Below are 24,197 nucleotides of genomic sequence, written 5' to 3'. Positions count from 1 at the left end.
AAATCTACTGAAAATATTGTTCTAACCGCTTCATGAATTCAGCAGGTGGGGAACAGAGCTTATTTTTGACCATATCAATAAATACCAATGTGGTCGATCCAATGTTGATCAGTTCCTCAGCCTGGTTAAAGAGTTCATATTTAAAATGGATCCTGATTCCCGGTAATTCTGCAACGGTGGTCTTAATGGTGATCTCCTGATCGTAAAAAGCAGGTTTAATAAACTTGCAGTGCAGCTCTAATACCGGAAGCATGACGCCATCTTTCTCCATTGCGGCATAATCCATGCCTAAACTTCTCAGCATCTCTACACGGCCAACTTCATAGTACTCTGCATAATTGCCGTAATAAACATAACCCATCTGGTCTGTTTCACCATACCTGACCCTAACCTTCGTTGTATGCGTGTACATCCCTATTTATAAATGTTGCGTTTATTTAGTGCGTCCCTGTATTTCTTAGCATTCTTTTCATGCTCCTGAACGGTTACTGCAAAATTATGGTAGCCTGAAAAGTCTTCCTTAGCACACATATAGATGTAATTGTTGTCTTGTTTATTCAATACGGCATCAACAGCATTGATACTCGGCATCATGATTGGTCCGGGAGGCAGACCAGCATATTTATAGGTATTGTACCTGGAATCTACACGCAATAAAGAATTGGTTACACGTTTTACCGTAAAATCATCATTGGCATAGATCACCGTTGGATCCGCCTGCAGTAAAATCCCCTTGTTTAAACGGTTTAGGTACAGGCCAGCTATAATGGGCATTTCTTTGTCGTACAACGCCTCCGCATCTACAATAGAGGCTAATATAGAAACCTGGATCGGAGTAAGGTTCAATGCTGCTGCTTTTTGCTTGCGTGCTGCCGTCCAGAATTTATCATACTCGGTATGCATCCGGTCAAAGAACTCAGAGGCAGATGTATTCCAGTACATTTCGTACGTGTTCGGAATAAACATCACATAGCTGTTTTCTTTATTGAAACCATATTTCTCGATCAGTGCTGCGGAATCAAGCAGGTTGATAAAGGTTAATGAATCCGGTTCCAGGTTATTGGAAAGGTATGCAGCAAAGTTTTCTTTTTTACGGATGTTCTGGAACTTCAATTTTACCGGATCCTGGTTGCCAGATTTCAGCATGTTGATGATGCTGCGGTTGTTCATCCCATTCGCCAGCTTATAACGGCCCGGTTTTAAAGAACGTGCCAGCTCCATTTTTGCTGCTGCCTGGCTAAATGTTCCGATATCGGTAAGTACGTCTTTAAGGCGGATCTCCTGGAACAGATCATCCAGGTCTGCACCTGTACGCACATAGATGTATTTCGATTTGCCTGTTGTATTGGCTGCAAAGTATACCTTGTAAAATTTCAATCCGTAATAACCACCTACCACTAAAATAGCCAGCAATAAGGCCAACACTACTTTAGTTCCTTTTTTAGTGCTTTTGTTTTCCGCGTTTGACATAGAGAATGATCGTATTATTTTTTATTTGATAACGTAATATTTACTGGTGTACCTATTTTAACCTTCGTCACAGAATCTGTTAAAAATGGATCTTGTTTAATGATCACTGCATTGGCAGAATCTGTGATCAGTCCTTCCCAAATGATGCTTCCTAAGGTCAGCATGGCACCGTTCTTTAATGCGAATACAGCCTCATCTTTGGTTAAACCAATCAGATCAGGGATATCTACTTCTTCATTTCCTTTTCCATCTCCAAGTAAAAAGTCGATCCGTGATCCTTTCGGGATCACATCTCCGGATTTTATCGGGTTGCCGCCAAAGGTAGCTTCCAGCACAACATCCCTGCTTACGTCAGATTTATAGGTAGTGTCTCCAAGTTTCAGACCAAAGCTTTCTATTAATGCCTGTGCCTGTCTCAATGATTTAAACTCCACATCAGGGAATTTTACATTGGGTGCCGTATTCATGCTTACCGTTAGGTATATGGTGCGGTTGTCTTTTACAAACGTATTGGCATTGGGATCCTGATCAATTACAGTTCCGGCAGGACTGTCCATAATATAAACCGAATCTACCTCATAACGCAGTCCAAGCTCTTCCAGCTTGCTTACTGCCTGTGTAAACGATAAACCTTTTAACGCTGGTACGTTTAAGCCCTGCCCGTGTTTGGTATAATACCTCAGACTAAAGAAGGCAACAAATAAAAGTACAGCTACAGTTACTACAGCTGCAATTAAATTGTTGCGGAATGATTTGGTCTTTAAGTAGGATATGAATTTGCTCATTGCTTTTTCTTTTCTGAGGGTATATCGCCCAAATTTAGATTAAAAAAATATTTTATTGGAATTAAAATAACATCTTCCAAATTGAATGGTTGCGGATCAAATGATTTTTTTTAAATTGTTCTGAAATGCTTCACAGTTTTATATAAGTTTGAATGCCGGAATAAATTCGGATTAATGAGTCAAATATTGTGTGAACCATCATGATCTTTTAAAGTCACTATGGGGAGATTAAGATCTTGATAGCTTCATCACAGATAGAAACAAATTATAAACAGATGAAAAAAATAATAGCCTTGTTAACGGGAGGTACTACCGGTGAGTGGGTAGTGTCGGTTAAAAGTGCAGCAACTATAGGTCAGAATTTAGATGCAGATAAATTTGAGGTTTACAAGATCATGCTTACCCAGCAGGGCTGGTTCTATGAGCCTGCAGATTCGGTAAAGATTGAGGTAGACCGCAATGATTTCTCATTGACCATTCAGGGCAGGAAGATCAAGTTTGACGGTGTTTTCATTGCAATCCATGGTTCTCCGGGTGAAGATGGGAAGCTACAGGGTTATTTTGATATGCTTGGTCTGCCATATACCACCTGCGATGCAATGACCTCGGCCATTACCATGAATAAGGGTTATACCAAGGCTATTGTTCAGGATATTGACCAGCTGAATGTGGCCAGGTCTGCACAGATCTTTAAAAGTTCCCCATACGATATTGCGCAATTGAAAAGAGACCTGAAGCTTCCTTATTTTGTGAAGCCCAATAACGGTGGCAGCAGCATCGGAATGAGCAAGGTTAACCATGCCGATGATTTGCAGGCCGCCATTGATAAGGCATTTAATGAGGATAGCCAGATTTTAATTGAAGAATTTATATCCGGAAGGGAATTTACCGTTGGTGTGGTGAAGCTGGATGGAAAGATCACTGTGCTTCCGGCTACAGAAGTGGAAACCGCCAAGGAGTTCTTTGATTTTGAAGCTAAATATACTCCTGGGGTAGCTACTGAAACTACACCGGCTAAACTACGGCCTGAAACCCGCGACCGCGTAGCGAAAATTGCGGAAGCTGTTTATATGAAATTAAACTGTAAAGGGGTGGTACGGATTGATTTTATTCTTTCTGGTGATGAGGCAGATTTCTATTTCATAGAGATCAATACCATTCCCGGCCAAACGGCTACCAGTTTTATCCCTCAGCAGGTTGCTGCAATGGGTATGAAGCTAAATGATTTTTATACGAAGCTGGTTAGAGAGACCATCGGGTAAATGAGAGGCGGTTGTTACGGAGCTGTTCCGTAAACAACCGCCTGGTTAATATAGGTTAAAATCTAAAACCCAGACAGATTCCGCCCCTTACGGTAACGAATTTTCCGCCAAAGTCTACTTTTGCGCCATCGCCATCAACCGTATAGGTGGTGGTGATTAGCGGAAGTTCCTCCAGATCTTCTAGTGATTCTCTTAAATATTGCTGTTCCTGGGTATTTAAAGTCCGTCTTCCAGACATTGACCCGGATGGTGTACCATAACTGCCACCTAAGAACAGGTCTAATGAAAAACTTTTACCAAGGTTATATTGTGCGCCAAAAAGCAGACCTCCGGTTAATGCTTTTATATCTCCGTCCAACGGAATAATTTCTGAAGATACCGGGGTGTCGAATTTAAACGGTCCTGCAATGTCATAGGTTGAATACCTGGCGAATGGTGCAATGTAAAAGCCCTTGAATACGCGCTCACCCAAATAGAACCTGACCTCTGGAGTGATGGCAAAATTTGCGATGTTGAAATCTTTGATGCTTTGCCAGGTATCATCATTGTCAATCGCATCTTCCAGCTGTGACTTTAATGGCAACCCTTTCTCCGGTGCAAACCGAACGCCAAGTGCTACGGATATTTTTTTGCCAACTGCCCGTTCTATCTGAAAGGAAAAGTTATTCAATACCAGCGCAGCAACATTCATTTTAATCAGGTTCTTTTTATCCGTGTCAAATGATGAAGTAGATTTTTCCTGCGCCTTTAATGCATTTACAGAAAAAACTACCATCAGGATAGCCAGTAAAAGGAAATTATTAGTAAAGTTTTGTTTCATAGTTGTTCTTTTAGCAGTTGTTTGTTTCACTCAAAGTTACATAAAGCTACTCTCCCTACAATACCGGAAATCCGGTATTTTTTTTATCCTTTATTTAACTTATATTTTGCCAAATTGTGAAGATGACCGTTAAGTACCTGCTGGAAAATAATTTTAAAGTGACCTCCTATAAAAAGGGTGAAGTGATCTATGAGCCGGATATGCACCCTAAGGCCGTTTATTTTATAAAAAGCGGACGGGTTAAAATGGTGACGGTTAATGACGATGGTAAAGAATTTATTCAGGGCATCTTTAAAGCCAGCGAGTATTTTGGTGAGCCGGCCCTGCTGCTCAATAAACCTTACCTGGCCTATACCATCGCTACGCAGGATACTGAAATAATTCCCGTTAGAAAAGAAGAGTTCCTTAAATTGATTGAAGATCTTAAAGGCTTTAGCATGAAGCTGATCCAGACACTGAGCAACCGCCTGTTCTATAAGTCAATGATGCTTGAAGAACTGGCCAATGAACAGGCCGAACACCGGATTAGGACGCTGATCAGTTATTTGTTTAAGGATGCAGCGCAGGGCGAAGAGCTGAAGATTACCCGGCAGCAACTGGCAGATATGAGCGGATTGAGGGTTGAAACGGTAATCAGGATCGTTAAGAAACTAGCCAGTCAACAAGAAATTAAACTAATGAAAGGGAAAGTTGTTAAGTTATAAAGTATGATCTGCATCATAAATTGCCGCTGAACGGCTGTGTATCTTTGTCTGCAGATTGTTTCATATAAAGACGACATCAAATGACACCCATATCTAAACTAAGAGCAATAGCGGAATGTAAATGTCCGCGATGCCGTAAAGGCCCCATATTTTCTGGCAGGATCTATTCTTTTAAAGGCCAGGTTACCAATGAATATTGTTCGTATTGCAACCTTCGCTTTGAACGGGAACCCGGATTTTTCTACGTCTCTATGTTTATCAGCTATGCGATGAACGTTGCCGAGATGATCAGTATCAGCGTTGCGGCCTATGTGCTTGGTGTTGCCCTTACTTATGAGAACCTGTGGGCATACATTGCCATCATTGTGGTGGGGGTGTTTTTATTTGCACCGCTTAATTACCGGTATTCCAGGGTTTTTCTGCTGCACTGGCTAACACCCGGCCTTGGATATGTTCCCGGCATAACGCAGGATCCTAAAATTAAACCTTAATGGTTTTCCACTTGCCCTTCTTAAATAAAATAAAGCCCGCAGTGGCAATGCCAAATTCTGCGACAGGAATGGCAATGAATACGCCCATTGGTCCGAGTTCAAAATACCTGGCCAGCACATAAGCCAAAGGGATCTGGAATAACCAGAACCCAAATAAGTTAACCCATGTAGGTGTCCAGGTGTCACCAGCTCCGTTAAACGTACTGATCAGCACCATACCGATGCCATAAAAAATATAACCTATGCTCATGGTGTGGAGTGCTGTTCTTGCAACCTCCTGGATCTGTGCATCATTGGTGAAAAATGCAATGAAGTACTGCGAAAGGCCAAAGGTTAACACCATAACCACCATCATATATATGATTACATATTTTGCAGTCTTTAGCACCGACTGCTCTGCTCTTTCCAGGTGTTTGGCCCCCAGGTTCTGTCCAACCAGCGTTGCTGCTGCATTACTCATTCCCCAGGCCGGGAGCATAAAGAACATCATCAATCGCAAGGCGGTCTGGTAACCTGCAGATCCATGATCACCGCCCGTGGTTGCAACCAGCTGCGCCAGGAAGATCCAGCTGCAGGAGGCAATAATAAATTGAAAGATACCCGGGGTTGCGATCTTCAGTAACGCTCTGATCTGTTCCCAATGCGGTTTGAAATAAGACAGGTGGATCTTTAAGGTGCTTTTCCCATTCGCTAAATGATATACCTGGTAGCCCACACCCAATGTTCTGCCGATGCAGGTAGCCAGCGCGGCACCGGTTAGTCCGAATGCAGGTATCGGGCCCAGTCCGTTAATCAGGATAGGGCAGAGGATGATGTTGGCGATGTTGGCAATAAAAAGGCTTTTCATCGCTATGGCAGCGTTACCCGCTCCTCTAAAGATCCCGTTAATGAGAAAAAGCAGGACGATGACGGTGCTGCTGCCCATCATGAGCCGCATAAATGTGGTTCCCTGTGCGGCAGTTTCTGATGTTGCACCCATCAGCAACAGGATTTCAGGGCTATATATAAAACCAATAGCGCTAAGTAACAGGCTAAAACTAACGGCTATTATAATGGCCTGCATTCCGGCCTTTGCTGCTGCTGCCGGATCTTTTTCACCAATGCGTCTGGCCACTACTGCGGTTGCAGCCATGCTCATCCCAACGGCCAGTGAGTAAATGATGGTCAATACGGATTCGGTTAAGCCCACGGTTTGTATGGCGTGACTGCTGTTGTGGAGATGGCCAACAAAATAGAGGTCTACCAATGCAAATACAGATTCCATAGCCATTTCCAGCATCATTGGGATGGCCAGTAAAATGACTGCTTTACGAATGCTCCCCTGCGTAAAATCGAGTTCTTCGCCGTTAAGGGATTGTTTGATCACTAAGAATATTTTAGATAGCTTACCTGATGAAGCCGTTTGCTGTACTGACATACTTATATACTATAGGCTTTGATCATGTCTTCATTTACCCTACAGCCCTTTCCAGTGTTGGTGTCGATCATGACGTAATCAAACCATCCGTCTGATGCAACTTTGCCGGTCCGCTTGTTGATGATCTCGAACTGGACCCTGCAGCCCTTTTCATTGATGGTCAGGATCCCGGTACGGACGCCGATCACATCACCCAGAATAAGGGGGCGTTTAAAATCGACCAGAGCGGTGCGTACCACCCAGCCATAGCCGCTGCTTAAAAAAGATTCCATCGGCATTTTATAAAATTCAGCCATCTGGTCGTAACGGGCAGCAAGCACATAGTCAAAATATTTACTATTATGGACGTGGTTAAACATGTCTATATCGTCTGGTCTTACCTTTAATTCAGACTCGAAGATGCTGTACTGATTGTTTTCCATTGCTGTAGGTTGATTTACAAACTTAAACAAAATTGAATTATAGCGGGGACTCTTGCTAATCTTTAAAACTTAAACTATCTTTGCACTCAATTAATTAATTATACACACTTTAGTATCATTCAAGAAATGTATTTAAGTAAAGAAAAGAAAGCCGAAATCTTTAAACAACACGGCGAAGTAGAAACAAACACGGGTTCTGCAGAAGGTCAGGTAGCGTTATTTACATACCGTATTGCGCACTTAACAGAACACTTAAAGAAAAATCGTAAAGATTTCTCTACCCAGTTGTCTCTTCAGAAATTAGTAGGTAAACGCCGTGGTATCCTGGCTTACCTGTTTAAAAAAGATATACAGCGCTATCGTGCTATCATTAAAGCTTTAGGCTTAAGGGATATCATTAAATAGTACTATTTATATCAACGAAAGCCATTCTTTAGGAATGGCTTTTTTAATACCCAGGTAAAATTAAATGTAATTTTATCTATGTTTGAAAAAAGTAAATAAATATATATAAATCCGGTGTGTAGAAAGAGGAAAACACACCACAACTATTATTAAATGAATGTAATAAAAAAATCGTTCGATCTGGGCGATGGAAGAACAATTGAAATCGAGACTGGTAAATTAGCGAAACAAGCTGATGGTTCCGTAGTGGTTAGAATGGGTGATACCATGCTTTTAGCAACTGTAGTTTCTACAGTAGGTGCTAAATCTGGTGTTGACTTTTTACCCTTATCTGTAGATTACCAGGAGAAATATGCTGCCGCAGGCCGTATTCCAGGTGGTTTTTTACGTCGCGAGGCGAGGTTATCAGATTATGAAGTTTTAATTTCACGTTTGGTTGACCGTGCTTTACGCCCGATGTTCCCTGAAGATTATCACTCAGATACACAGGTAATGATCTCCCTGATCTCTTCTGATAAAAATATAATGCCAGACTGTTTGGCTGGTTTAGCTGCTTCTGCGGCTATCGCGGTTTCAGATATCCCTTTCAACGGGCCAATCTCTGAAGTTCGTGTTGCTAAGATTGATGGTAAATTTGTAATCAACCCTTATGTGAGTGATTTAGAGCGTGCTACCATGGAATTCCTTGTTGCAGGTACTGAAAACGACATCGTGATGGTTGAAGGTGAAGCGGATGAGATCTCTGAATCAGAAATGGTTGAAGCGATTGAGTTTGCACACAAAGCAATCGTTATTCAGGTTCAGGCTCAGAAAGAACTTGCTGAACTGGTTGGTAAAACCGTTAAACGTACGTACTCTCATGAAGACAGCAATCCTGAATTAAAAGAAAAAGTTTATGCCGCTACTTATGATAAAGTATATGCAATAGCTAAAAGCAATACAGGTAAACAAGAACGTGGTGATGCATTTGGAGCAATCTTAATGGATTTCATTGCTACCCTTGGTGAAGATATTGATGACGTAACCGGATTCTTATCTAAAAAATATTTCCACGATGTACAGTATGATGCCATCCGTAACCTGGTATTAGACGAAGGAATTCGTTTAGACGGTCGTGATGTACGTACGGTACGCCCAATCTGGAGTGAAGTTGGTTATTTACCTGCTGCCCACGGTTCCGCTGTATTTACACGTGGTGAAACCCAATCATTAACTACCGTTACTTTAGGTTCTAAAGATGATGAGCAAATGATTGATGGTGCTTTTGTTAATGGTTATAACAAATTCTTGTTACACTACAATTTCCCTGGTTTCTCAACTGGTGAGGTTCGTCCGAACAGAGGTGCTGGTCGCCGCGAAATTGGTCACGGTAACCTGGCCATGCGTTCTTTGAAAAAAGTATTGCCTGGTTTGGAAGAAAATCCATACACGATCCGGATCGTTTCTGATATCTTAGAATCAAATGGTTCATCATCTATGGCTACTGTTTGTGCAGGTACGCTTGCACTGATGGATGCTGGTATTAAGATCAAAGCGCCTGTTTCAGGTATTGCAATGGGATTGATCACGGATGAGAAAACTGGTAAATATGCAATCCTTTCAGATATCTTAGGTGATGAAGATCATTTAGGTGACATGGACTTTAAAGTAACCGGTACTGAAAAAGGTATTGTTGCCTGTCAGATGGACTTAAAGATCAATGGCTTGAAATGGGAAGTATTAACCAACGCGTTGATCCAGGCTAAAGAAGCTCGTTTACACATCTTAAATGAGATGAAGAAAACGATCTCTGCACCTCGTGAAGATTATAAAGACCACGCTCCGCGTATCGTTTCCCTAAGTATTGATAAAGAATTTATCGGTGCTGTAATCGGGCCCGGCGGTAAAATTATCCAGGAAATGCAACGTGAAACCGGCGCATCAATCTCTATCGAAGAAGTTGGTAACAAAGGTATCGTTGAGATCTTCGCTGATAATAAAGCGGCAATTGATGCTGCGGTTAGCCGGATCAATGCCATCGCTGCTAAACCAGACATAGGTGCTACTTATGATGGTAAAGTGAAATCAATCATGCCATTTGGTGCATTCGTTGAGATCATGCCAGGTAAAGACGGTCTGTTGCACATCTCTGAGATTGCATGGGAGCGTTTAGAAACTATGGATGGCGTGCTTAAAGAAGGTGATAAGATCCAGGTTAAACTTTTGGATATTGACAAACAAGGAAAAATGAAGCTTTCAAGAAAAGCATTGTTGCCTCGTCCGCCAAGACCAGAAGCTGCTGCAACTGAAAACAAGCCTGCTTAATTTTAAGCAGCAAATTTATAAGAGAGCTCCCGGTTTACCGGGAGCTTTTTGCGTTTTAAGGGGAAATGAAAAAATAGTTTCTATATTTTGTCCAATCCGGAACATGCGGTTGTCATTAGTTTTTAAAACAATTAAAACTTCAAAAAATGGAACAACGGATCAACGTCCACGAGAAAGGACAAAATGCATTAAAAACTTTGTATGGTATTGGTGGCTATCTAAAAAAATCAACCATAGAAAAGAGTCTCTTTGAACTGGTCAACTTTAGGGTATCACAAATGAACGGCTGTGCATACTGCCTGGATATGCATGCAAAGGATGCACGCGCCAATGGGGAAACTGAACAGCGCTTATATGGTTTAAGTGCCTGGCGCGAAACCCCGTATTATACCGAACGTGAACGTGCCGCACTGGCCTGGGCCGAAGCGGTTACCAGCTGCCAGGTGCCGGATGCGGTTTACGGCGATGCTACTAAACAATTTTCTGACGAGGAGCTAATTGATCTTACCTTTGCCATAACTACCATCAATACCTGGAACCGGCTTAACCTGGCTTTTCCAAATACTCCGGGAACTTATTTTGTTGGCCAATTCGGATAATTAACACGATTAATTTTTAAATTAGAACGATATGAACGATTTCTTATTAATATTCCGCAGAGACTTTATCAATAAAGAAGACCAGCCTTCTCCAGAGCAGCTACAGGCGTCTATTAAGCCATGGCAGGATTGGCTGGGTGGTATTGCTGCTCAGGACAGATTAGCTCGCCCGCTGCAGCGCTGGGATGGCGAAGGTAAAGTGGTTAGAAAGGATAAAAACATTACCAATGGTCCTTATGCAGAAATTAAGGAGTCTATCGGTGGTCTGATCTTTATTAAAGCAGTAGATTATGACGAAGCCGTAGAAATTGCAAATGGATGTCCAATCCTTGAACTTGGCGGAAACGTAGAGATCCGTATGGCATCTACTATTGATTAAATGGAAGAGAGAGAACTCTTGCCGCATTTATTTAGAAGAGAGTACCGGAAAATAGTTTCGGTACTCTGTTATTTATTTGGGATCGATCACATCGAAATTGCAGAAGATATTGTAAGCGATACTTTTCTTTCTGCTACAGAGCAATGGAGCTTAAAAGGGATGCCCGAAAACCCTACCGCATGGCTGTATACGGTGGCCAAGAATAAAACAAAGAACTACTTAAAGCGCAACACCCTGTTTGAACAAAAGCTTTCTGCCGAGATCAGGTATACCGCAGATAAAACGGAAGAGATTGAAATTGACCTGTCTGTTAAAAACATAGCCGACAGCCAGCTGGCCATGATCTTTACCATTTGTAATCCCTGTATTTCCAGTGAGGCCCAGGTTGCCCTTGCGTTAAATCTGCTGTGTGGTTTCGGGATCCAGGAAATTGCTGATGCCTTTTTGACCAATAAAGAGGTAATCTATAAACGGATTAACCGCGCCAAAGAAAGACTGAAAATGGAGGGTATTAAAATTGAGCAGCCTAACGCTGCTGAGATCAACAGTCGCCTGGAAACCGTGCTGACCACGTTATATCTGCTATTTTCTGAGGGTTATTACTCAACCTCCCAAAACATCATCCTGCGGAAAGACCTCTGTGCTGAAGCCATGCGGCTAAATTATTTGCTGCTTGAGAACAAAAGCACAAACCAACCTGCTGTTAACGCTTTATTCGCTTTAATGTGTTTTCACGCTTCGCGCTTTGAAGCAAGATCTAACGAAAGCGAAGAGATCATTTTGTACCAGGACCAGGATGAATCACTTTGGAACAAAGAACTGATTGACCAGGGTACTTACTTTTTAAATAAAGCAGCGACGGGGAATATTATTTCTAAATATCACCTGGAGGCGGGCATCGCTTATTGGCATACCCAAAAAGCTGATACCAATGAAAAATGGGAAAGTATTTTGCAGCTATATAACCAATTGCTGATCTTAGAATATTCGCCCATTGCCGCTTTAAACCGAACTTTTGCACTCGCAAAAACGAATGGTAAGCCGGAGGCAATCCTAGAAGCTGAAAAGCTGAATCTAACCAGTAACCCATTTTATTATTCCCTGCTGGGCAATTTATATACTGATATTGACGCAGATAGGGCTGTGCAGCATTATGAGACGGCATTAAAACTGACCAATTCATCCGCTGAACAGATCTTGCTCAGCAAAAATATTGACCAGATTAGGGCAGGGCAAAAGTAATCCCTTTAAATTGGCCGGGGTCTCAATCCGGATTTGTAATCCAGTTCATGTCTTGTAACCCAGTTCATGTCTGGTCATTCAATGATCCTCCTGATTGTTAGATTTTAGTGCTGCGCTGTACAAGGTTGCGCTATATTTTAATAAATGCAGTTTAGGTGTATTGTGTAATGAAAGCGTCAACTTATTTTAGGCCGGTTTAGTTAAAATGGGTTATTTAATTATATTTACAAACATGAACCACCTGATTGCCCCTTCTATACTTTCTGCTGATTTTGCAAACTTGCAGCGTGATGTTGAAATGATCAATGCCAGTGAAGCCGATTGGTTTCATGTGGATGTGATGGACGGCGTTTTTGTTCCGAATATCTCATTCGGTTTTCCGGTTATTGAAGCGGTTAAAAAGTACGCGAAAAAGCCATTGGATGTGCACCTCATGATGGTTAATCCAGAGCATTATATTGAAAGATTTGCCGCTGCCGGTGCCAATGGAATTACAGTTCATTATGAAGCCTGCACACATTTACACCGTACAGTACAGCAAATCCATGCAGCTGGTTGTAAAGCTGGTGTGGCCCTAAACCCGCATACGCCAGTTTCTTTGTTAATAGATATCCTGACTGATCTGGACCTCGTGCTGATCATGTCAGTTAATCCGGGTTTTGGCGGACAGAAATTTATTGCAAATACACTCCATAAGGTTAAAGAATTGCGTGCAATGGCACAGGCTGTAAATCCAAACCTGGTTATTGAAGTGGATGGCGGGGTATCTGTAGACAATACCGCAAGTCTTGTTGCTGCTGGTGTTAACGTTTTGGTTGCCGGTAGTGCCGTTTTTGCTGCTGAATCTCCATCAGATATGATCGCCGCACTTAAAAACATTGATCCGGGAATGGTGATCATCTAACTGTAATGCTTAAGCTACGCCTGTTATTATGTATGTTTTTTCTGGGCTTTCCGGGCGTAAGTGCCCAACCCCTGGTAAAGATTACAGGCCTCATTACAGACGACTTTAAAAACCCGCTGTCTAAGGTAACTGTAACGGTACTTGGCCAAAGCCAGTCTACCATTTCAGACGACAACGGCCTTTACAACATTTACTCATCTACCTTTGCTTTTACCCTTAAATTTAGCCTGCTGGGCTATAAACCCGTATTGCTGGAAATTAAAAGTGATAAGGCCGGCAGGATCTTGCGCAATGTAAAGTTAAACATCAACAGCAATGAGCTGGAACAAGTTACCATAACCAGCAAAACCAACCAGCTTAGTAACAGTACCATTCTCAATGTAAATGAAGTGGCATCTATGCCCTCTGTATCCGGAAATTTTGAAGTCATCCTTAAAACCCTTCCCGGCGTGTCTACCAATAATGAGCTGAGTTCCCAGTATAGTGTTCGCGGGGGTAGTTTTGATGAAAATCTGGTGTATGTGAATGATGTGGAAATTAACAGGCCGGTACTGATCAGAAACGGTCAGCAGGAAGGGCTTAGTTTTATCAACAGCGACCTGCTCAGTTCTGCGAAGTTCTCTGCCGGTGGTTTTGAATCCAAATATGGGGATAAGCTGTCTTCAGTGCTGGATGTGAGGTACGATAAACCAGACAGTAGCCAGGCCATTTTTAACATGGGTTTGCTTGGTGCTTCTTTTAGTTCAAAGATCTTAAATAAGAACAGCTACCTGTTAGCCGGACTGCGTTATAAAAATAATTCGAGCGTACTCAATACACAGGATAACAGGGGGAGTTATGCGCCCAATTTTACCGATGTACAGGCCATCTACCATCAAAATCTGTCGGACAAATTTAACCTGAGTTTTTTAGGCAGCTTTAACAGCGGGATCTTTAAGCTGATTCCGGAAGACCGCGAAACCCAGTTTGGTACATTAAATACCCTGCTCCGTTTACAAACTGTGTATGCGGGTAAGGAAGTTGATGATTATCAAACCGCAGGTGGCGCAGTAACCGTTACGTACATCCCTAAACCGAACCTGGTGATCAGGATGATCAGCAGCTATTTTAATACCGTTGAAAGGGAGCATATTGATATTGAGGGACAATACATCTTTGCTGAGCTCAACAACAGCTTTGGAAATGGTAATTTTGGAACCATCCGAACCAACAAGGGGCGGGGGAGCTACTTTAATTATGCAAGGAATAACCTGGAATCACAGAGTTTCAGTACTGGTATAAAAATAGACCAGACCTATAGCAACCATACCTTTGCGTTTGGGATGCGCTTTGAACAGAAAGATTATACCGATGATCTGAATGAGTATAGCCTGATTGACTCTGCCGGATATATTTTGCAGGGCTTAAAGAACTTTTACCAGGATAACCTGATCAGTGTTAAGAACAAACTTTCGATCCAGTATTATACGGCATACATCCAGGACAGTTACCAGTTGTCTCCGCAATCTGATCTGCAGCTGGGCGTTAGGGCCAATTTCAATACGCTGAGCAGTCAGCTGTTGCTTAGTCCGAGGTTACTGATCGCCTACCGTTCCATTAACAATACGAAGATCGTTCGCTTTACTGCCGGCGTTTACCAGCAGGCTCCTGATTACAGGAGCATCCGGAATTTTAACGGCTTGCTAAACCTGGATCAGAAAGCACAGCGTTCTTATAATACTTCAGTCGGCATGGATTACGCTTTTGATGGCTTAGGTACACGGTTAAAGTTTGCATCGGAACTGTATTTTAAATACCAGGATCGGCTTATTCCATATATGATGGACAATGTACGGGTTAAATACCTTGCAGATAACGAAGCGCAGGGATACACTTATGGTGCTGATTTTAGCATTGGTGGCGAATTTGTGAAAGACCTGCTTTCCTATTTCCGGGTTTCTTTGATGAAGGCCAATCAAAACATTTTGAAAGATGGACTTGGCTTTTTAAGAAGGCCGACAGACCAGCGCGTAAACTTCTCCGTTTATTTTCAGGACCGCTTGCTAAACAGTCCGACTTACAAGGTGCATTTAAATATGCTGTATGGTTCCAGGCTGCCCGTTGGAGCGCCTCTGGTTCAGCGCTATAATGATGATTTTAACATTCCTGCCTATAAGCGGGTGGATATTGGCTTCTCTAAAGATTTTTTAGACGATGTGGCGAAGCGCAAACCCAGGTTCCTTGAAAAATATTTCAATTCCTTTTCTGTGCATGCCGAGGTTTTTAACTTGCTGAATATCAATAATACGGTTTCTTATTTATGGCTGAAAGATGTTTCTGATGTGCAGTACGCAATCCCTAACTATTTAACTGGAAGGCAACTTAATTTAAAACTAATTATGAAATTCAAAAATTCAAGACAATAAATACTATAAAACTATTACATTTACAACCAATAAAAATATAAAAAATGAGACACAATTTCGGCGCAGGCCCCTGCATCTTACCGCAGGAAGTATTTAAGCAAGCATCACAGGCAGTTTTAGACTTTAAAGACGGGTTGTCCATTCTGGAGATCTCTCACCGTACTCCTGAATTTGAAGCCGTGGTTGAAGAAACCACAAGGTTGGTTAAGGAATTATTAAACGTTCCTTCCGGGTATTCTGTCCTTCTTTTACAGGGTGGGGCAAGTTTACAATTTGCAATGGTTCCGATGAACCTGTTACCTGAAGGAAAAACGGCAAGTTACCTGGAAACAGGTGTATGGGCAAATAAGGCCATCAAAGAAGTGCCTAACTTTGGTAAGGTAAATATCATTGCTTCTTCAAAAGATTCAAACTTTACATTTGTTCCTAAAGATTACAGTATTCCTGAAGACAGTGCTTATTTTCACTGTACCTCTAACAATACCATTTACGGTACAGAGATGTTCAGCTTTCCGGATACTAAGGTTCCTGTAGTTTGCGATATGTCATCAGACATTATGAGCAGAGAGATCGATGTGTCTAAATTTGACCTGATCTATGCTGGTGCCCAGAAAAATATTGGCCCTGCCGGTTTAACCATTGTCATTGTTAAAGATGAAATTTTAGGCAAATCAGGTCGTAAAATTCCTGCCATGCTTGATTATAGCGTACACATTGAAGGTGGTTCTATGTACAATACCCCTCCGGTATTTTCTATTTATACCGCAATGTTAAACCTGAGATGGCTCAAATCTAAAGGCGGTGTTGCCGAGATCGAAAAAGAGAATAAAGCGAAAGCTTATGCCTTGTATACCGAGATTGACAGAAACCCGTTATTTAAAGGTACTTGTGCTGTTGAAGACCGCTCAAGAATGAACATTTGTTTTGTAATGGAGAATCCTGAGCTGGAAAAACCTTTTCTGAAGTTTGCCGAAGAAAATGGAATTGAAGGTCTTAAAGGACACCGTAGCGTAGGTGGTTTTAGAGCATCTATGTACAATGCCCTTCCAATTACAAGCGTTCATACCTTAGTTGAATTAATGCAGATCTTTGCAGAAAAACACCAATAAAATTTAGATTAATGATTAAGATACTTGCAAACGATGGTATTGATCCCATCGGTAAAGCGTTATTGGAAGAAGCCGGTTTTGTGGTGGATACCGAAACCGTTGCCCAGGATAAACTGGTTGATGCGTTAAAGAATTACGATGCCATTACAGTGCGGAGTGCTACCTTGCTTCGTCAGGAACTGATTGACCAGTGTCCAACCATTAAATTAATTGGTCGTGGTGGTGTTGGTATGGATAATATCGATGTAGAATACGCCCGCAGTAAAGGTATAAACGTAGTGAATACCCCTGCAGCTTCTTCCTTATCTGTTGCTGAACTTGTTTTTGCACACCTGTTTACCGGTGTTCGATTTTTACAGGATGCCAACCGTAAAATGCCTGTTGAAGGCGGTACTAAGTTCAATGCGCTGAAAAAGGCATATGCCAAAGGTACCGAGCTTAGGGGAAAAACGATTGGGATCATTGGCTTCGGAAGAATAGGAAGAGAAACAGCCACTGTAGCCCTGGGCTTAGGAATGAATGTTTTGGCTTATGATCTTTTTCCGTTTGATGGCAGCCTTAAATTAACTTTCCAGGCGGGCATTACCGTAGATATTCCGGTTAAGACCGTTTCACTGGATGAGGTGATCCAAAACAGCGATTTTATCAGTCTGCATACACCATTTGCGGATAAGCCAATTTTAGGCGCTGAAGAATTCGCTAAAATGAAACCGGGTGTTGGTGTGGTCAACTGCTCCCGTGGCGGTACCCTTGATGAAGCGGCCTTAATTACTGCTTTGGATAATGGTCAGGTTGCTTTTGCCGGATTGGATGTATTCGACAACGAACCGACGCCTTCTGCTGCTATTTTACAGCATGCAAAGATTTCCTTAACACCTCATATCGGGGCTTCAACGAATGAAGCTCAGGAGCGCATCGGTGCTGAACTGGCATCTTTGATCATTGCGCATTTTAATAAATAAAATATAACAGGGGCCGTCTGTGTAAATAGAACGGCCCTTTTATTTCATAGCCCAATTATGCCTGTTATAAAGCCTTTTTGCGCGCTCAAACCTGCTGCAGACCTACAAGCAAATGTGGTTACCATGCCACTTGAAAATTATAGTACCGGTGAAGCCAGACTTATTGCGTCTGAGAATGAGTGTAGCTTTCTTCATTTGATTAATCCTGAACTTGATAACCAATATTTAAGGGGTACCAGGCAGGAACTGGTATTTAAAAAGATCAGTGAGAATGTGGAGGGATTTATTGAGCACAGCATTCTGGTTAAACAGGCTAAACCAGCCATTTATATTTACCGGGTTCAGCACGATGGCGTAGTTCAAACCGGCATTTGGGCACTGACACACATTGACGATTACCTGCAGGGCAGGATTAAAAAGCATGAATCTACCGTAGAACGCAGGGAAAAGCTGCTGGCTGATTATTTACAGCAAACCGGTCTGGATGCAAATCCGGTGTTGATTACCTATCATCCTGAGCAGGTGGTTGATCAGATCATTGATCAGTACGTTCAGCTCGAAGCCGATCTTGACTTTGTTTTTGCCGATGGTACCGAACACCAGGTTTGGGCAATTTCAGATCAGCAGCACCTGGCCGGGATCGTAGCGGTATTTGAAAAGATGCCTGCGGTTTATATTGCAGACGGACATCACCGGATCGCCTCAATGGCTAAGATGGGTGTTCAAAAGAAAGCATTAAATGCACACCGGCATACCGGCCAGGAAGCCTATAATTATTTCACTACTGTTTACATGAATACGAATGAAGTAAAGGTATTGGAGTTTAACCGCCTGGTAAGGGATCTGGGGTCTTTAAATCCTGAGTCTTTTATTGCCGCTGTGAGCGAATCTTTTTTAATCCATGAATCTGCTTCTGTAGTACAGCCGGATGGCCTGCACCAGATTGGCATGTATGTAAGCGGTAAGTGGTACCGGCTTATTCCGAAGCCCGATGTTTACAATGACAACGACCCGGTGGGTGTGTTAGATGTGAGCATCCTGCAGGATTTTATTCTGGATCCCATCCTTCACATTAAAGATCCGAGAACGGATGCAAGAATTAGTTTTGAGGGCGGAAGGACCCCGGTTTCCAAGCTTCAGAAAAAGGTTGACAACGGACTTTTTGCAGTGGCTTTTGTATTGTATCCGCCATCTATAGATCAGGTTATTGCCGTTGCAGATGTAAATGGGGTAATGCCGCCAAAATCTACCTGGGTGGAACCTAAGTTCCTCGTTGGTTTACTAACCAATTACTTTAACTGATACATTTGATATTAATTTTTCATTTAGTGGATACATTCTCTATTTAAGGGAGTTTGTAAGTGCCCAGTATCTGTAACCCAATATTGCTTTTTGAAACGTACTGAGTTTCATCGGGTCTTTCTTATACAGGCTTGGTAATAGGACATTGTTGATCTTTACCAAAGATTTAAAAAACAACTTCTTCATTTTTAATCCTTTCTATGGTTTATCTCTTTGTTATTTAATCAATTTTTAGTTCTTTATCTGGTATTGCATCTTTCCCAGATTGATAAGATCCAGAATTGAGACGGTACGCGATCAGGGATAAATGCGTCGATTCAGATCTCTTCTTAATTCTGATTTCTAAGGTGATTATCGTGTTAACCCTTGCTCTTTTAACTTTTTAAGAAAGAAATACGTGGATCCGGCAAGAACCAGTACCAGGAATGCAATTACATAGTAGCTGAAGTTTTCCTTCTTTCCCGTTTCATTTCTTAATGTCTGGTTCTCATCCTGCAGTTTTTTAATGGCATTCATATAATTCTGTGCACGGCTGTTTACTGAATTGGCTTCCTCCTGAACAGCCTTTACCTGCTGGTCCTTATATTCCATTAATATTTTAAGTTCCTTAAATATGTTGTTATCATTCAGCACGATCTGTCTTAAGATCTCATTAGAGTTCTCTACGTCCTTTTTGGTCTGAAGTCCGAATATCCCGGTCCTTGTACTGAGACTTTGATCATATTGTCCAAATTTCTGACTGCGCTCAGACAGTAACGCATTTACCTTTAAACGCTGGGTCTGATAGGCACTTGTGTCTGTTTGGATTGCTGCTGCAGATAATGAACAGCTGACGAATAGAAAGAGCAATAAATTTTTGATCATGGCATCGGGTTTCTAAGGTACCAGCAAACTCCATGCCCCGGCAGTAAATGGCAGTCTAAGGATGGAATTCAACGCGCACAATATCACTGAGGTGCAGCCCAAGAAGTCCGCTGGCTTTTCCTTTATTGATCGCAATTTCCAAATGGTTGCTGATCCCAAAAAGACAGAGTTTTTCTCCTTCAGGCACTTCATTGTAATGCCAGCTGAGCTGGGTAATGGTTTCACTTTTTCTAAAGTACAGGGTGAAGTCCCGGTTTCTTTGAATTTTAGTGAACAGGTCTTTGGTAATGTTGGTAATTACATTGCAGAAGGTATCGATGTAGATCACACTTCCGCGAATAATGTCGCGCTCAATAACCGGGTTAAGCAGCATGCGCTGCTCAATATTGTCAGTGGGAACACCAATGTCCTTTAGTTTGGCTCCTTTGGAAAGATGCACAGCTGCCTTAACAAAAATATCTACCAGTGGAAAATGGAGATATTTAAGATCCTGCATAATATTTAACTCCACGATCTCTTCAGGCTTCTCTTCAAATAGTAAAGAGAAGATCCCGTTATCTGCGCCAACAAAATAATGGTCATGGTGTTTTAATGCGATGTATTTTGTATTTTCACTGAACACAGAATCGATCCCGATCAGGTGAACGGTACCTTTAGGGAAATAAGGATAAACGTTCTTTAAAACGAATGCCGCATACGAAATATTAAAGGATGGCACTTCATGGGTAACATCAACAATGTTAGCTGTAGGCAAGATACTCAGGATACTTCCTTTAAGGGCAGCCTGATAAAAATCTTTAGAACCTAAATCTGTTGTTAATGTTATTATTGCCATTAAAAAGTGAATATTTATTCTTAATCTTGCGTAAGCGGCAAGCCGCGTACAAATATTCAACTTTTATATCAAAATATACACTCCTATCAAAAAAACAATATTTTGAACGAACTTAAATTAACACTAGAATCCGTAAATCCGGTACAGTTTTGGGGCACTAACAATGAGCACTATGAGCTGATAAAGAGAGCCTTTCCGAAGCTGAAAATTGTAGCACGGGGCAATGAAGTGAAGGTTCTTGGCGAAGAAGAGGAACTAAAAACTTTTGAAAAGAAGTACAATAAGCTCGTTGGTCAGCTGGAGAAGTATAGTGCTTTAACAGCTAACGATGTGGAGTCCATCCTTGCGTTAAAGAAGATTGATACTGCCGATGAATCTGCTCCTGAAAAACCAGTAAATGGTGGTGGCGGTGAGGTAATTGTATTTGGTACCAATGGTTTAATGATCAAGGCCAGAACAGCCAATCAGCGCAGAATGGTAGACAGCATTCTTAAGAATGATGTGCTTTTTGCAATCGGCCCTGCCGGAACCGGGAAAACATATACTGCCGTAGCACTTGCTGTACGTGCCTTGAAGAATAAAGAAATTAAACGCATCATCTTAACCAGACCTGCTGTTGAAGCAGGGGAGAGCCTTGGCTTTTTGCCGGGCGACCTGAAAGAAAAGGTAGATCCTTACCTTCGTCCGCTTTACGATGCCCTTGATGATATGATCCCTGCCGAGAAGCTGAAACTGTACCTTGAAAACAGGACCATAGAAATTGCCCCCCTTGCATTTATGCGCGGAAGAACACTGGACAATTGCTTTGTGATCCTGGATGAGGCGCAGAACTCAACGGATCTTCAGCTGAAGATGTTCTTAACCCGTATGGGCCCATCGGCAAAGTTCATCGTAACCGGTGATGTTACGCAAATTGACTTACCGAAAAAACAAATGTCAGGCCTGTTCAATGCTCTGCGCATCCTGGAAGACATTCCCGGAATTGAGATCATCTATTTAACGGGTGAAGATGTGGTGCGGCATAAACTGGTTAAACGAATATTAAAAGCCTACGGCGATATCCAATAATTTTAAAACACAATACAGCTTTTTGGCAAATACCATGACAGCAATTAAAGAAACAAATTTCAATTTTTCACAGCAGACAAATTTTTATAAAGGAAAAGTGCGTGACGTTTATACCATCAACAATCAATATATGGCGATGGTGGTAACTGACAGGATCTCTGCATTTGATGTTGTTTTACCTGAAGCCATCCCGTTTAAAGGGCAGGTGCTTAACCAGATTGCCGCTAAATTTTTAGCAGCTACCAGTGACATCGTTCCCAACTGGGTAATTGACGTTCCGGATGAAATGGTAACCATTGGCCGTATTTGCGAGCCATTTAAGGTAGAGATGGTGATTAGAGGTTACCTGGCCGGACATGCCTGGAGAGAGTACAGCGCTGGTAAGCGCAGTGTTTGCGGTGTGAGCTTGCCAGATGGGTTAAAGGAAAATGATAAACTACCTGAGCCCATCATTACACCAACTACGAAAGCATCTGTAGGACATGATGAAGATATTTCTAAGGAAGATATTCTGGCTAAAGGGATCGTTTCTCTGGCCGACTATACCTACCTGGAAAAATACACACAGGCCTTGTACGCACGCGGAACTGAAATGGCTGCTGAACGCGGCCTGATCCTGGTTGATACCAAATATGAATTTGGCAAAGCAGGTGATGAGATCTTTTTGATCGATGAGATCCATACCCCTGATTCTTCCCGTTATTTTTATGCGGAAGGCTATGCAGAAAGACAAGCGCGTAACGAACCACAAAAACAGCTTTCTAAAGAGTTTGTACGTAAGTGGTTAATTGAAAACGGTTTTCAGGGTAAAGAAGGTCAAACCGTTCCGGTAATGACCGAACCGATCATCAATTCGATCTCTGACCGTTACATTGAACTTTATGAACAAATTACCGGCGATCAGTTTGTTAAGAACGATTCAGGTGATGTAGTGAACAGGATCCAGGCTAATGTAGCGAAGGCGTTAACAAAGCTTGCCGGGTAAATGCACGGCATCTGTATCCGGGTTAATTTTGTAGCCCGATGAAGTGTATAAGAGATTAAATTAGTACTTTTAGCAAGACAACTTAAACAAATAATATGAAATTCTCAGTTGATAAACATGACAAGTATGTTGTTTTAAAACTTAAAGAATCTAAGTTTACAAATGATAATGCCCCTAAATTAAAATCTGAATTCATCTTATTGAACGCAGAAGGATATTGTAATATCGTTGTAGATATCTCATCTATTAAACAATGTGACGATTCACAGGATCTGAGCAGTTTGCTTGTTGGAGACCGGTTGTGTAAAAAAGCGAATGGTTTATTTATTGTAACCGGCATCAATGATGTAGTTGCAAGAATATTAAAGATGTCAAACCTTGACAAGGCATTAACCATCGTTAATAAACTGGATGAGGCAACAGATCTGATCTTTATGGAAGAAATTGAGAAAGAACTATTAGGCGGGGTGGAAAGAGATTAATGAAATTTGAGGTTACTATTTTAGGCAGTAGTTCTGCAACGCCTGTGTACAATAGAAATCCAACGGCTCAACTGTTAAACTGTAATGAAAAGTTTTACTTAATAGATTGCGGCGAAGGTACACAGCAGCAATTGATCCGCTTTGGTTTTAAAGCCAATAAAATAGATTTTATATTTATCAGCCATCTTCATGGCGACCATTACTTTGGCCTGATCGGGCTGCTCTCCAGTCTGCATTTAAACGGACGCATTAAACCCATTAAAATATTTGCTCCTGTTGCATTGCAGGAAATCCTTGCCCTTCAGTTTAAACACTCGGAAACAGTGATCAGGTATCCCATAGAATTTGTGGTAACCGAAGCCAGTGAACCGGTAAAGATCTTTGAAAATGCAGACGTCATTGTAGAAACCATTGTTCTGAACCACAGGATTCCTTGTACAGGTTTTAAGTTTACACAGAAGAAACGCCTGCGCAAGCTTATGGTAGAGAAACTCGAAGCTGAAAATATTCCAATTGAGTATTATCCATTGCTAAAAAGAGGGGTAGACCTGGATCTTCCAAATGGACAGGTAATCCTGAATAAGGATTACACCATAGATTCTGATAAACCAAGAAAATATGGGTATTGCTCAGATACGTTATTTGATGAACGTTATTTTGAGAGTATCAAAGATTGTGATACCCTGTATCATGAAGCTACCTTTTTACATGAAATGATAGAACGGGCAAATCAGACGCATCATACTACTGCATTACAGGCGGCTCAGATCGCTCAACTGACCGGCGCCACTAAATTACTCATCGGTCACTTCTCATCGAGGTACAAGATCTTACAGCCTCTTTTAGAAGAAGCCAAATCCGTGTTTGAAAATACCGAGCTTGCCATTGAAGGAATTACGTATTCGATATAAGGACAGGTTCTCATTGAATCAGGTTTCCTATAAAAAAGCTGTATCGTAATTTGATACAGCTTTTTTTGTT

26 protein-coding genes are annotated in these 24,197 nt (G+C 41.7%); 17 read left to right on the top strand and 9 right to left on the bottom strand.

What is annotated here, in order from left to right:
* Window positions 1-4: 4 nt before the first annotated feature.
* From ATK78_RS06225 to ATK78_RS06215, 3 genes are read right to left on the bottom strand one after another with little or no spacing between them, the layout of a single operon-like run.
* On the bottom strand, window positions 5-412 hold the full coding sequence (locus ATK78_RS06225) for an acyl-CoA thioesterase (RefSeq protein ID WP_133575159.1): 408 nt from the start codon (window positions 410-412) through the stop codon (window positions 5-7).
* A 2-nt stretch (window positions 413-414) separates the two neighbouring features.
* Window positions 415-1,470, bottom strand: a complete 1,056-nt coding sequence (gene mltG / locus ATK78_RS06220) for an endolytic transglycosylase MltG (protein ID WP_133575158.1) — start codon at window positions 1,468-1,470, stop codon at window positions 415-417.
* Window positions 1,471-1,484: 14 nt separating this feature from the next.
* The gene (locus ATK78_RS06215) at window positions 1,485-2,255 is read right to left on the bottom strand and encodes a PASTA domain-containing protein (protein ID WP_133575157.1); all 771 of its coding nucleotides are present in this window, start codon (window positions 2,253-2,255) and stop codon (window positions 1,485-1,487) included.
* Window positions 2,256-2,530: 275 nt separating this feature from the next.
* Between ATK78_RS06215 and ATK78_RS06210 the strand changes: the two genes are divergently transcribed.
* Entirely contained in the window at window positions 2,531-3,517 is a 987-nt protein-coding gene (locus ATK78_RS06210) for a D-alanine--D-alanine ligase (RefSeq protein WP_133575156.1), read from the top strand.
* A gap of 55 nt (window positions 3,518-3,572) precedes the next feature.
* Here ATK78_RS06210 and ATK78_RS06205 read toward each other — a convergent pair whose 3' ends face one another.
* Complete coding sequence (locus ATK78_RS06205; protein ID WP_133575155.1) at window positions 3,573-4,337, bottom strand: DUF3575 domain-containing protein; 765 nt, start codon at window positions 4,335-4,337, stop codon at window positions 3,573-3,575.
* A gap of 122 nt (window positions 4,338-4,459) precedes the next feature.
* On the opposite strand from ATK78_RS06205, the gene ATK78_RS06200 reads away from it, so the two are divergent.
* On the top strand, window positions 4,460-5,041 hold the full coding sequence (locus ATK78_RS06200; protein WP_133575154.1) for a Crp/Fnr family transcriptional regulator: 582 nt from the start codon (window positions 4,460-4,462) through the stop codon (window positions 5,039-5,041).
* An 80-nt stretch (window positions 5,042-5,121) separates the two neighbouring features.
* Window positions 5,122-5,532: a DUF983 domain-containing protein gene (locus ATK78_RS06195; protein WP_133575153.1), complete on the top strand. Its 411-nt coding sequence runs from the start codon at window positions 5,122-5,124 to the stop codon at window positions 5,530-5,532.
* On the opposite strand, the gene ATK78_RS06190 is transcribed toward ATK78_RS06195, so the two are convergent.
* Window positions 5,522-6,949 (bottom strand): MATE family efflux transporter, encoded by a 1,428-nt coding sequence (locus ATK78_RS06190; RefSeq protein WP_133575152.1) that lies wholly within the window; start codon window positions 6,947-6,949, stop codon window positions 5,522-5,524. The genes ATK78_RS06195 and ATK78_RS06190 overlap by 11 nt on opposite strands.
* A gap of 2 nt (window positions 6,950-6,951) precedes the next feature.
* On the bottom strand, window positions 6,952-7,371 hold the full coding sequence (locus tag ATK78_RS06185) for an acyl-CoA thioesterase (protein ID WP_133575151.1): 420 nt from the start codon (window positions 7,369-7,371) through the stop codon (window positions 6,952-6,954).
* Window positions 7,372-7,497: 126 nt separating this feature from the next.
* On the opposite strand from ATK78_RS06185, the gene rpsO reads away from it, so the two are divergent.
* The 10 genes from rpsO to ATK78_RS06135 all read left to right on the top strand — a co-directional run bounded on the left by rpsO (window position 7,498) and on the right by ATK78_RS06135 (window position 18,982).
* Window positions 7,498-7,776: a 30S ribosomal protein S15 gene (rpsO, locus tag ATK78_RS06180; RefSeq protein WP_133575150.1), complete on the top strand. Its 279-nt coding sequence runs from the start codon at window positions 7,498-7,500 to the stop codon at window positions 7,774-7,776.
* Window positions 7,777-7,929: 153 nt separating this feature from the next.
* Window positions 7,930-10,080: a polyribonucleotide nucleotidyltransferase gene (pnp, locus tag ATK78_RS06175; protein WP_133575149.1), complete on the top strand. Its 2,151-nt coding sequence runs from the start codon at window positions 7,930-7,932 to the stop codon at window positions 10,078-10,080.
* A gap of 146 nt (window positions 10,081-10,226) precedes the next feature.
* Window positions 10,227-10,679 (top strand): carboxymuconolactone decarboxylase family protein, encoded by a 453-nt coding sequence (locus ATK78_RS06170; RefSeq protein ID WP_133575148.1) that lies wholly within the window; start codon window positions 10,227-10,229, stop codon window positions 10,677-10,679.
* A gap of 31 nt (window positions 10,680-10,710) precedes the next feature.
* Window positions 10,711-11,058 (top strand): YciI family protein, encoded by a 348-nt coding sequence (locus tag ATK78_RS06165; protein ID WP_133575147.1) that lies wholly within the window; start codon window positions 10,711-10,713, stop codon window positions 11,056-11,058.
* Window positions 11,059-12,300, top strand: a complete 1,242-nt coding sequence (locus ATK78_RS06160) for an RNA polymerase sigma factor (RefSeq protein ID WP_133575146.1) — start codon at window positions 11,059-11,061, stop codon at window positions 12,298-12,300.
* 232 nt (window positions 12,301-12,532) lie between these two features.
* Window positions 12,533-13,204, top strand: a complete 672-nt coding sequence (gene rpe / locus ATK78_RS06155) for a ribulose-phosphate 3-epimerase (RefSeq protein ID WP_133575145.1) — start codon at window positions 12,533-12,535, stop codon at window positions 13,202-13,204.
* Window positions 13,205-13,209: 5 nt separating this feature from the next.
* The gene (locus tag ATK78_RS06150; RefSeq protein WP_133575144.1) at window positions 13,210-15,609 is read left to right on the top strand and encodes a TonB-dependent receptor; all 2,400 of its coding nucleotides are present in this window, start codon (window positions 13,210-13,212) and stop codon (window positions 15,607-15,609) included.
* Window positions 15,610-15,653: 44 nt separating this feature from the next.
* A complete protein-coding gene (gene serC / locus ATK78_RS06145; protein WP_133575143.1) occupies window positions 15,654-16,718 on the top strand; it encodes a 3-phosphoserine/phosphohydroxythreonine transaminase in 1,065 nt (354 codons plus the stop codon).
* An 11-nt stretch (window positions 16,719-16,729) separates the two neighbouring features.
* Window positions 16,730-17,680 carry a D-2-hydroxyacid dehydrogenase gene (locus ATK78_RS06140; RefSeq protein ID WP_208112305.1) on the top strand — a complete coding sequence of 317 codons (951 nt, stop codon included), beginning with the start codon at window positions 16,730-16,732 and terminating at the stop codon, window positions 17,678-17,680.
* Window positions 17,681-17,737: 57 nt separating this feature from the next.
* Window positions 17,738-18,982, top strand: a complete 1,245-nt coding sequence (locus ATK78_RS06135) for a DUF1015 domain-containing protein (protein ID WP_133575142.1) — start codon at window positions 17,738-17,740, stop codon at window positions 18,980-18,982.
* Between the two features lie 39 nt (window positions 18,983-19,021).
* Here the strand turns inward: ATK78_RS06135 and ATK78_RS22705 are convergent, their stop codons facing one another.
* From ATK78_RS22705 to ATK78_RS06125, 3 genes are all read right to left on the bottom strand, one after another.
* The gene (locus ATK78_RS22705; RefSeq protein WP_166664834.1) at window positions 19,022-19,168 is read right to left on the bottom strand and encodes a hypothetical protein; all 147 of its coding nucleotides are present in this window, start codon (window positions 19,166-19,168) and stop codon (window positions 19,022-19,024) included.
* A gap of 165 nt (window positions 19,169-19,333) precedes the next feature.
* Window positions 19,334-19,846 carry a hypothetical protein gene (locus tag ATK78_RS06130; RefSeq protein WP_133575141.1) on the bottom strand — a complete coding sequence of 171 codons (513 nt, stop codon included), beginning with the start codon at window positions 19,844-19,846 and terminating at the stop codon, window positions 19,334-19,336.
* 55 nt (window positions 19,847-19,901) lie between these two features.
* Complete coding sequence (locus ATK78_RS06125) at window positions 19,902-20,681, bottom strand: SAM hydrolase/SAM-dependent halogenase family protein (protein WP_133575140.1); 780 nt, start codon at window positions 20,679-20,681, stop codon at window positions 19,902-19,904.
* A gap of 102 nt (window positions 20,682-20,783) precedes the next feature.
* On the opposite strand from ATK78_RS06125, the gene ATK78_RS06120 reads away from it, so the two are divergent.
* From ATK78_RS06120 to ATK78_RS06105, 4 genes are all read left to right on the top strand, one after another.
* The gene (locus ATK78_RS06120) at window positions 20,784-21,749 is read left to right on the top strand and encodes a PhoH family protein (protein ID WP_133575139.1); all 966 of its coding nucleotides are present in this window, start codon (window positions 20,784-20,786) and stop codon (window positions 21,747-21,749) included.
* Window positions 21,750-21,783: 34 nt separating this feature from the next.
* A complete protein-coding gene (locus tag ATK78_RS06115) occupies window positions 21,784-22,734 on the top strand; it encodes a phosphoribosylaminoimidazolesuccinocarboxamide synthase (RefSeq protein WP_133575138.1) in 951 nt (316 codons plus the stop codon).
* Window positions 22,735-22,829: 95 nt separating this feature from the next.
* Entirely contained in the window at window positions 22,830-23,216 is a 387-nt protein-coding gene (locus ATK78_RS06110; RefSeq protein WP_133575137.1) for an STAS domain-containing protein, read from the top strand.
* Window positions 23,216-24,127 (top strand): ribonuclease Z, encoded by a 912-nt coding sequence (locus tag ATK78_RS06105; RefSeq protein ID WP_133575136.1) that lies wholly within the window; start codon window positions 23,216-23,218, stop codon window positions 24,125-24,127. Before ATK78_RS06110 ends, ATK78_RS06105 begins: the two co-directional genes overlap by 1 nt.
* Window positions 24,128-24,197 lie beyond the last annotated feature (70 nt).

The sequence above is a fragment of the Pedobacter metabolipauper genome, assembly GCF_004362715.1.
GTDB lineage: Bacteria > Bacteroidota > Bacteroidia > Sphingobacteriales > Sphingobacteriaceae > Pedobacter > Pedobacter metabolipauper.
The sequence above is the reverse complement of the archived record's forward strand: the minus strand, read 5'-3'. Positions and strand labels throughout refer to the sequence as shown.

Excerpts from the sequence above, each read along its gene's own strand:
- ATK78_RS22705 (WP_166664834.1), bottom strand. The coding sequence starts at position 19,168 with ATGAAGAAGTTGTTTTTTAAATCTTTGGTAAAGATCAACAATGTCCTA.
- ATK78_RS06170 (WP_133575148.1), top strand. The coding sequence starts at position 10,227 with ATGGAACAACGGATCAACGTCCACGAGAAAGGACAAAATGCATTAAAA.
- ATK78_RS06200 (WP_133575154.1), top strand. The coding sequence starts at position 4,460 with ATGACCGTTAAGTACCTGCTGGAAAATAATTTTAAAGTGACCTCCTAT.
- ATK78_RS06115 (WP_133575138.1), top strand. The coding sequence starts at position 21,784 with ATGACAGCAATTAAAGAAACAAATTTCAATTTTTCACAGCAGACAAAT.
- serC (WP_133575143.1), top strand. The coding sequence starts at position 15,654 with ATGAGACACAATTTCGGCGCAGGCCCCTGCATCTTACCGCAGGAAGTA.
- ATK78_RS06130 (WP_133575141.1), bottom strand. The coding sequence starts at position 19,846 with ATGATCAAAAATTTATTGCTCTTTCTATTCGTCAGCTGTTCATTATCT.
- ATK78_RS06195 (WP_133575153.1), top strand. The coding sequence starts at position 5,122 with ATGACACCCATATCTAAACTAAGAGCAATAGCGGAATGTAAATGTCCG.
- ATK78_RS06185 (WP_133575151.1), bottom strand. The coding sequence starts at position 7,371 with ATGGAAAACAATCAGTACAGCATCTTCGAGTCTGAATTAAAGGTAAGA.
- ATK78_RS06190 (WP_133575152.1), bottom strand. The coding sequence starts at position 6,949 with ATGTCAGTACAGCAAACGGCTTCATCAGGTAAGCTATCTAAAATATTC.
- ATK78_RS06105 (WP_133575136.1), top strand. The coding sequence starts at position 23,216 with ATGAAATTTGAGGTTACTATTTTAGGCAGTAGTTCTGCAACGCCTGTG.
- ATK78_RS06165 (WP_133575147.1), top strand. The coding sequence starts at position 10,711 with ATGAACGATTTCTTATTAATATTCCGCAGAGACTTTATCAATAAAGAA.
- ATK78_RS06125 (WP_133575140.1), bottom strand. The coding sequence starts at position 20,681 with ATGGCAATAATAACATTAACAACAGATTTAGGTTCTAAAGATTTTTAT.
- ATK78_RS06225 (WP_133575159.1), bottom strand. The coding sequence starts at position 412 with ATGTACACGCATACAACGAAGGTTAGGGTCAGGTATGGTGAAACAGAC.
- ATK78_RS06205 (WP_133575155.1), bottom strand. The coding sequence starts at position 4,337 with ATGAAACAAAACTTTACTAATAATTTCCTTTTACTGGCTATCCTGATG.
- ATK78_RS06110 (WP_133575137.1), top strand. The coding sequence starts at position 22,830 with ATGAAATTCTCAGTTGATAAACATGACAAGTATGTTGTTTTAAAACTT.
- ATK78_RS06160 (WP_133575146.1), top strand. The coding sequence starts at position 11,059 with ATGGAAGAGAGAGAACTCTTGCCGCATTTATTTAGAAGAGAGTACCGG.
- rpsO (WP_133575150.1), top strand. The coding sequence starts at position 7,498 with ATGTATTTAAGTAAAGAAAAGAAAGCCGAAATCTTTAAACAACACGGC.
- pnp (WP_133575149.1), top strand. The coding sequence starts at position 7,930 with ATGAATGTAATAAAAAAATCGTTCGATCTGGGCGATGGAAGAACAATT.
- mltG (WP_133575158.1), bottom strand. The coding sequence starts at position 1,470 with ATGTCAAACGCGGAAAACAAAAGCACTAAAAAAGGAACTAAAGTAGTG.
- ATK78_RS06135 (WP_133575142.1), top strand. The coding sequence starts at position 17,738 with ATGCCTGTTATAAAGCCTTTTTGCGCGCTCAAACCTGCTGCAGACCTA.
- ATK78_RS06215 (WP_133575157.1), bottom strand. The coding sequence starts at position 2,255 with ATGAGCAAATTCATATCCTACTTAAAGACCAAATCATTCCGCAACAAT.
- ATK78_RS06210 (WP_133575156.1), top strand. The coding sequence starts at position 2,531 with ATGAAAAAAATAATAGCCTTGTTAACGGGAGGTACTACCGGTGAGTGG.
- ATK78_RS06150 (WP_133575144.1), top strand. The coding sequence starts at position 13,210 with ATGCTTAAGCTACGCCTGTTATTATGTATGTTTTTTCTGGGCTTTCCG.
- rpe (WP_133575145.1), top strand. The coding sequence starts at position 12,533 with ATGAACCACCTGATTGCCCCTTCTATACTTTCTGCTGATTTTGCAAAC.
- ATK78_RS06140 (WP_208112305.1), top strand. The coding sequence starts at position 16,730 with ATGATTAAGATACTTGCAAACGATGGTATTGATCCCATCGGTAAAGCG.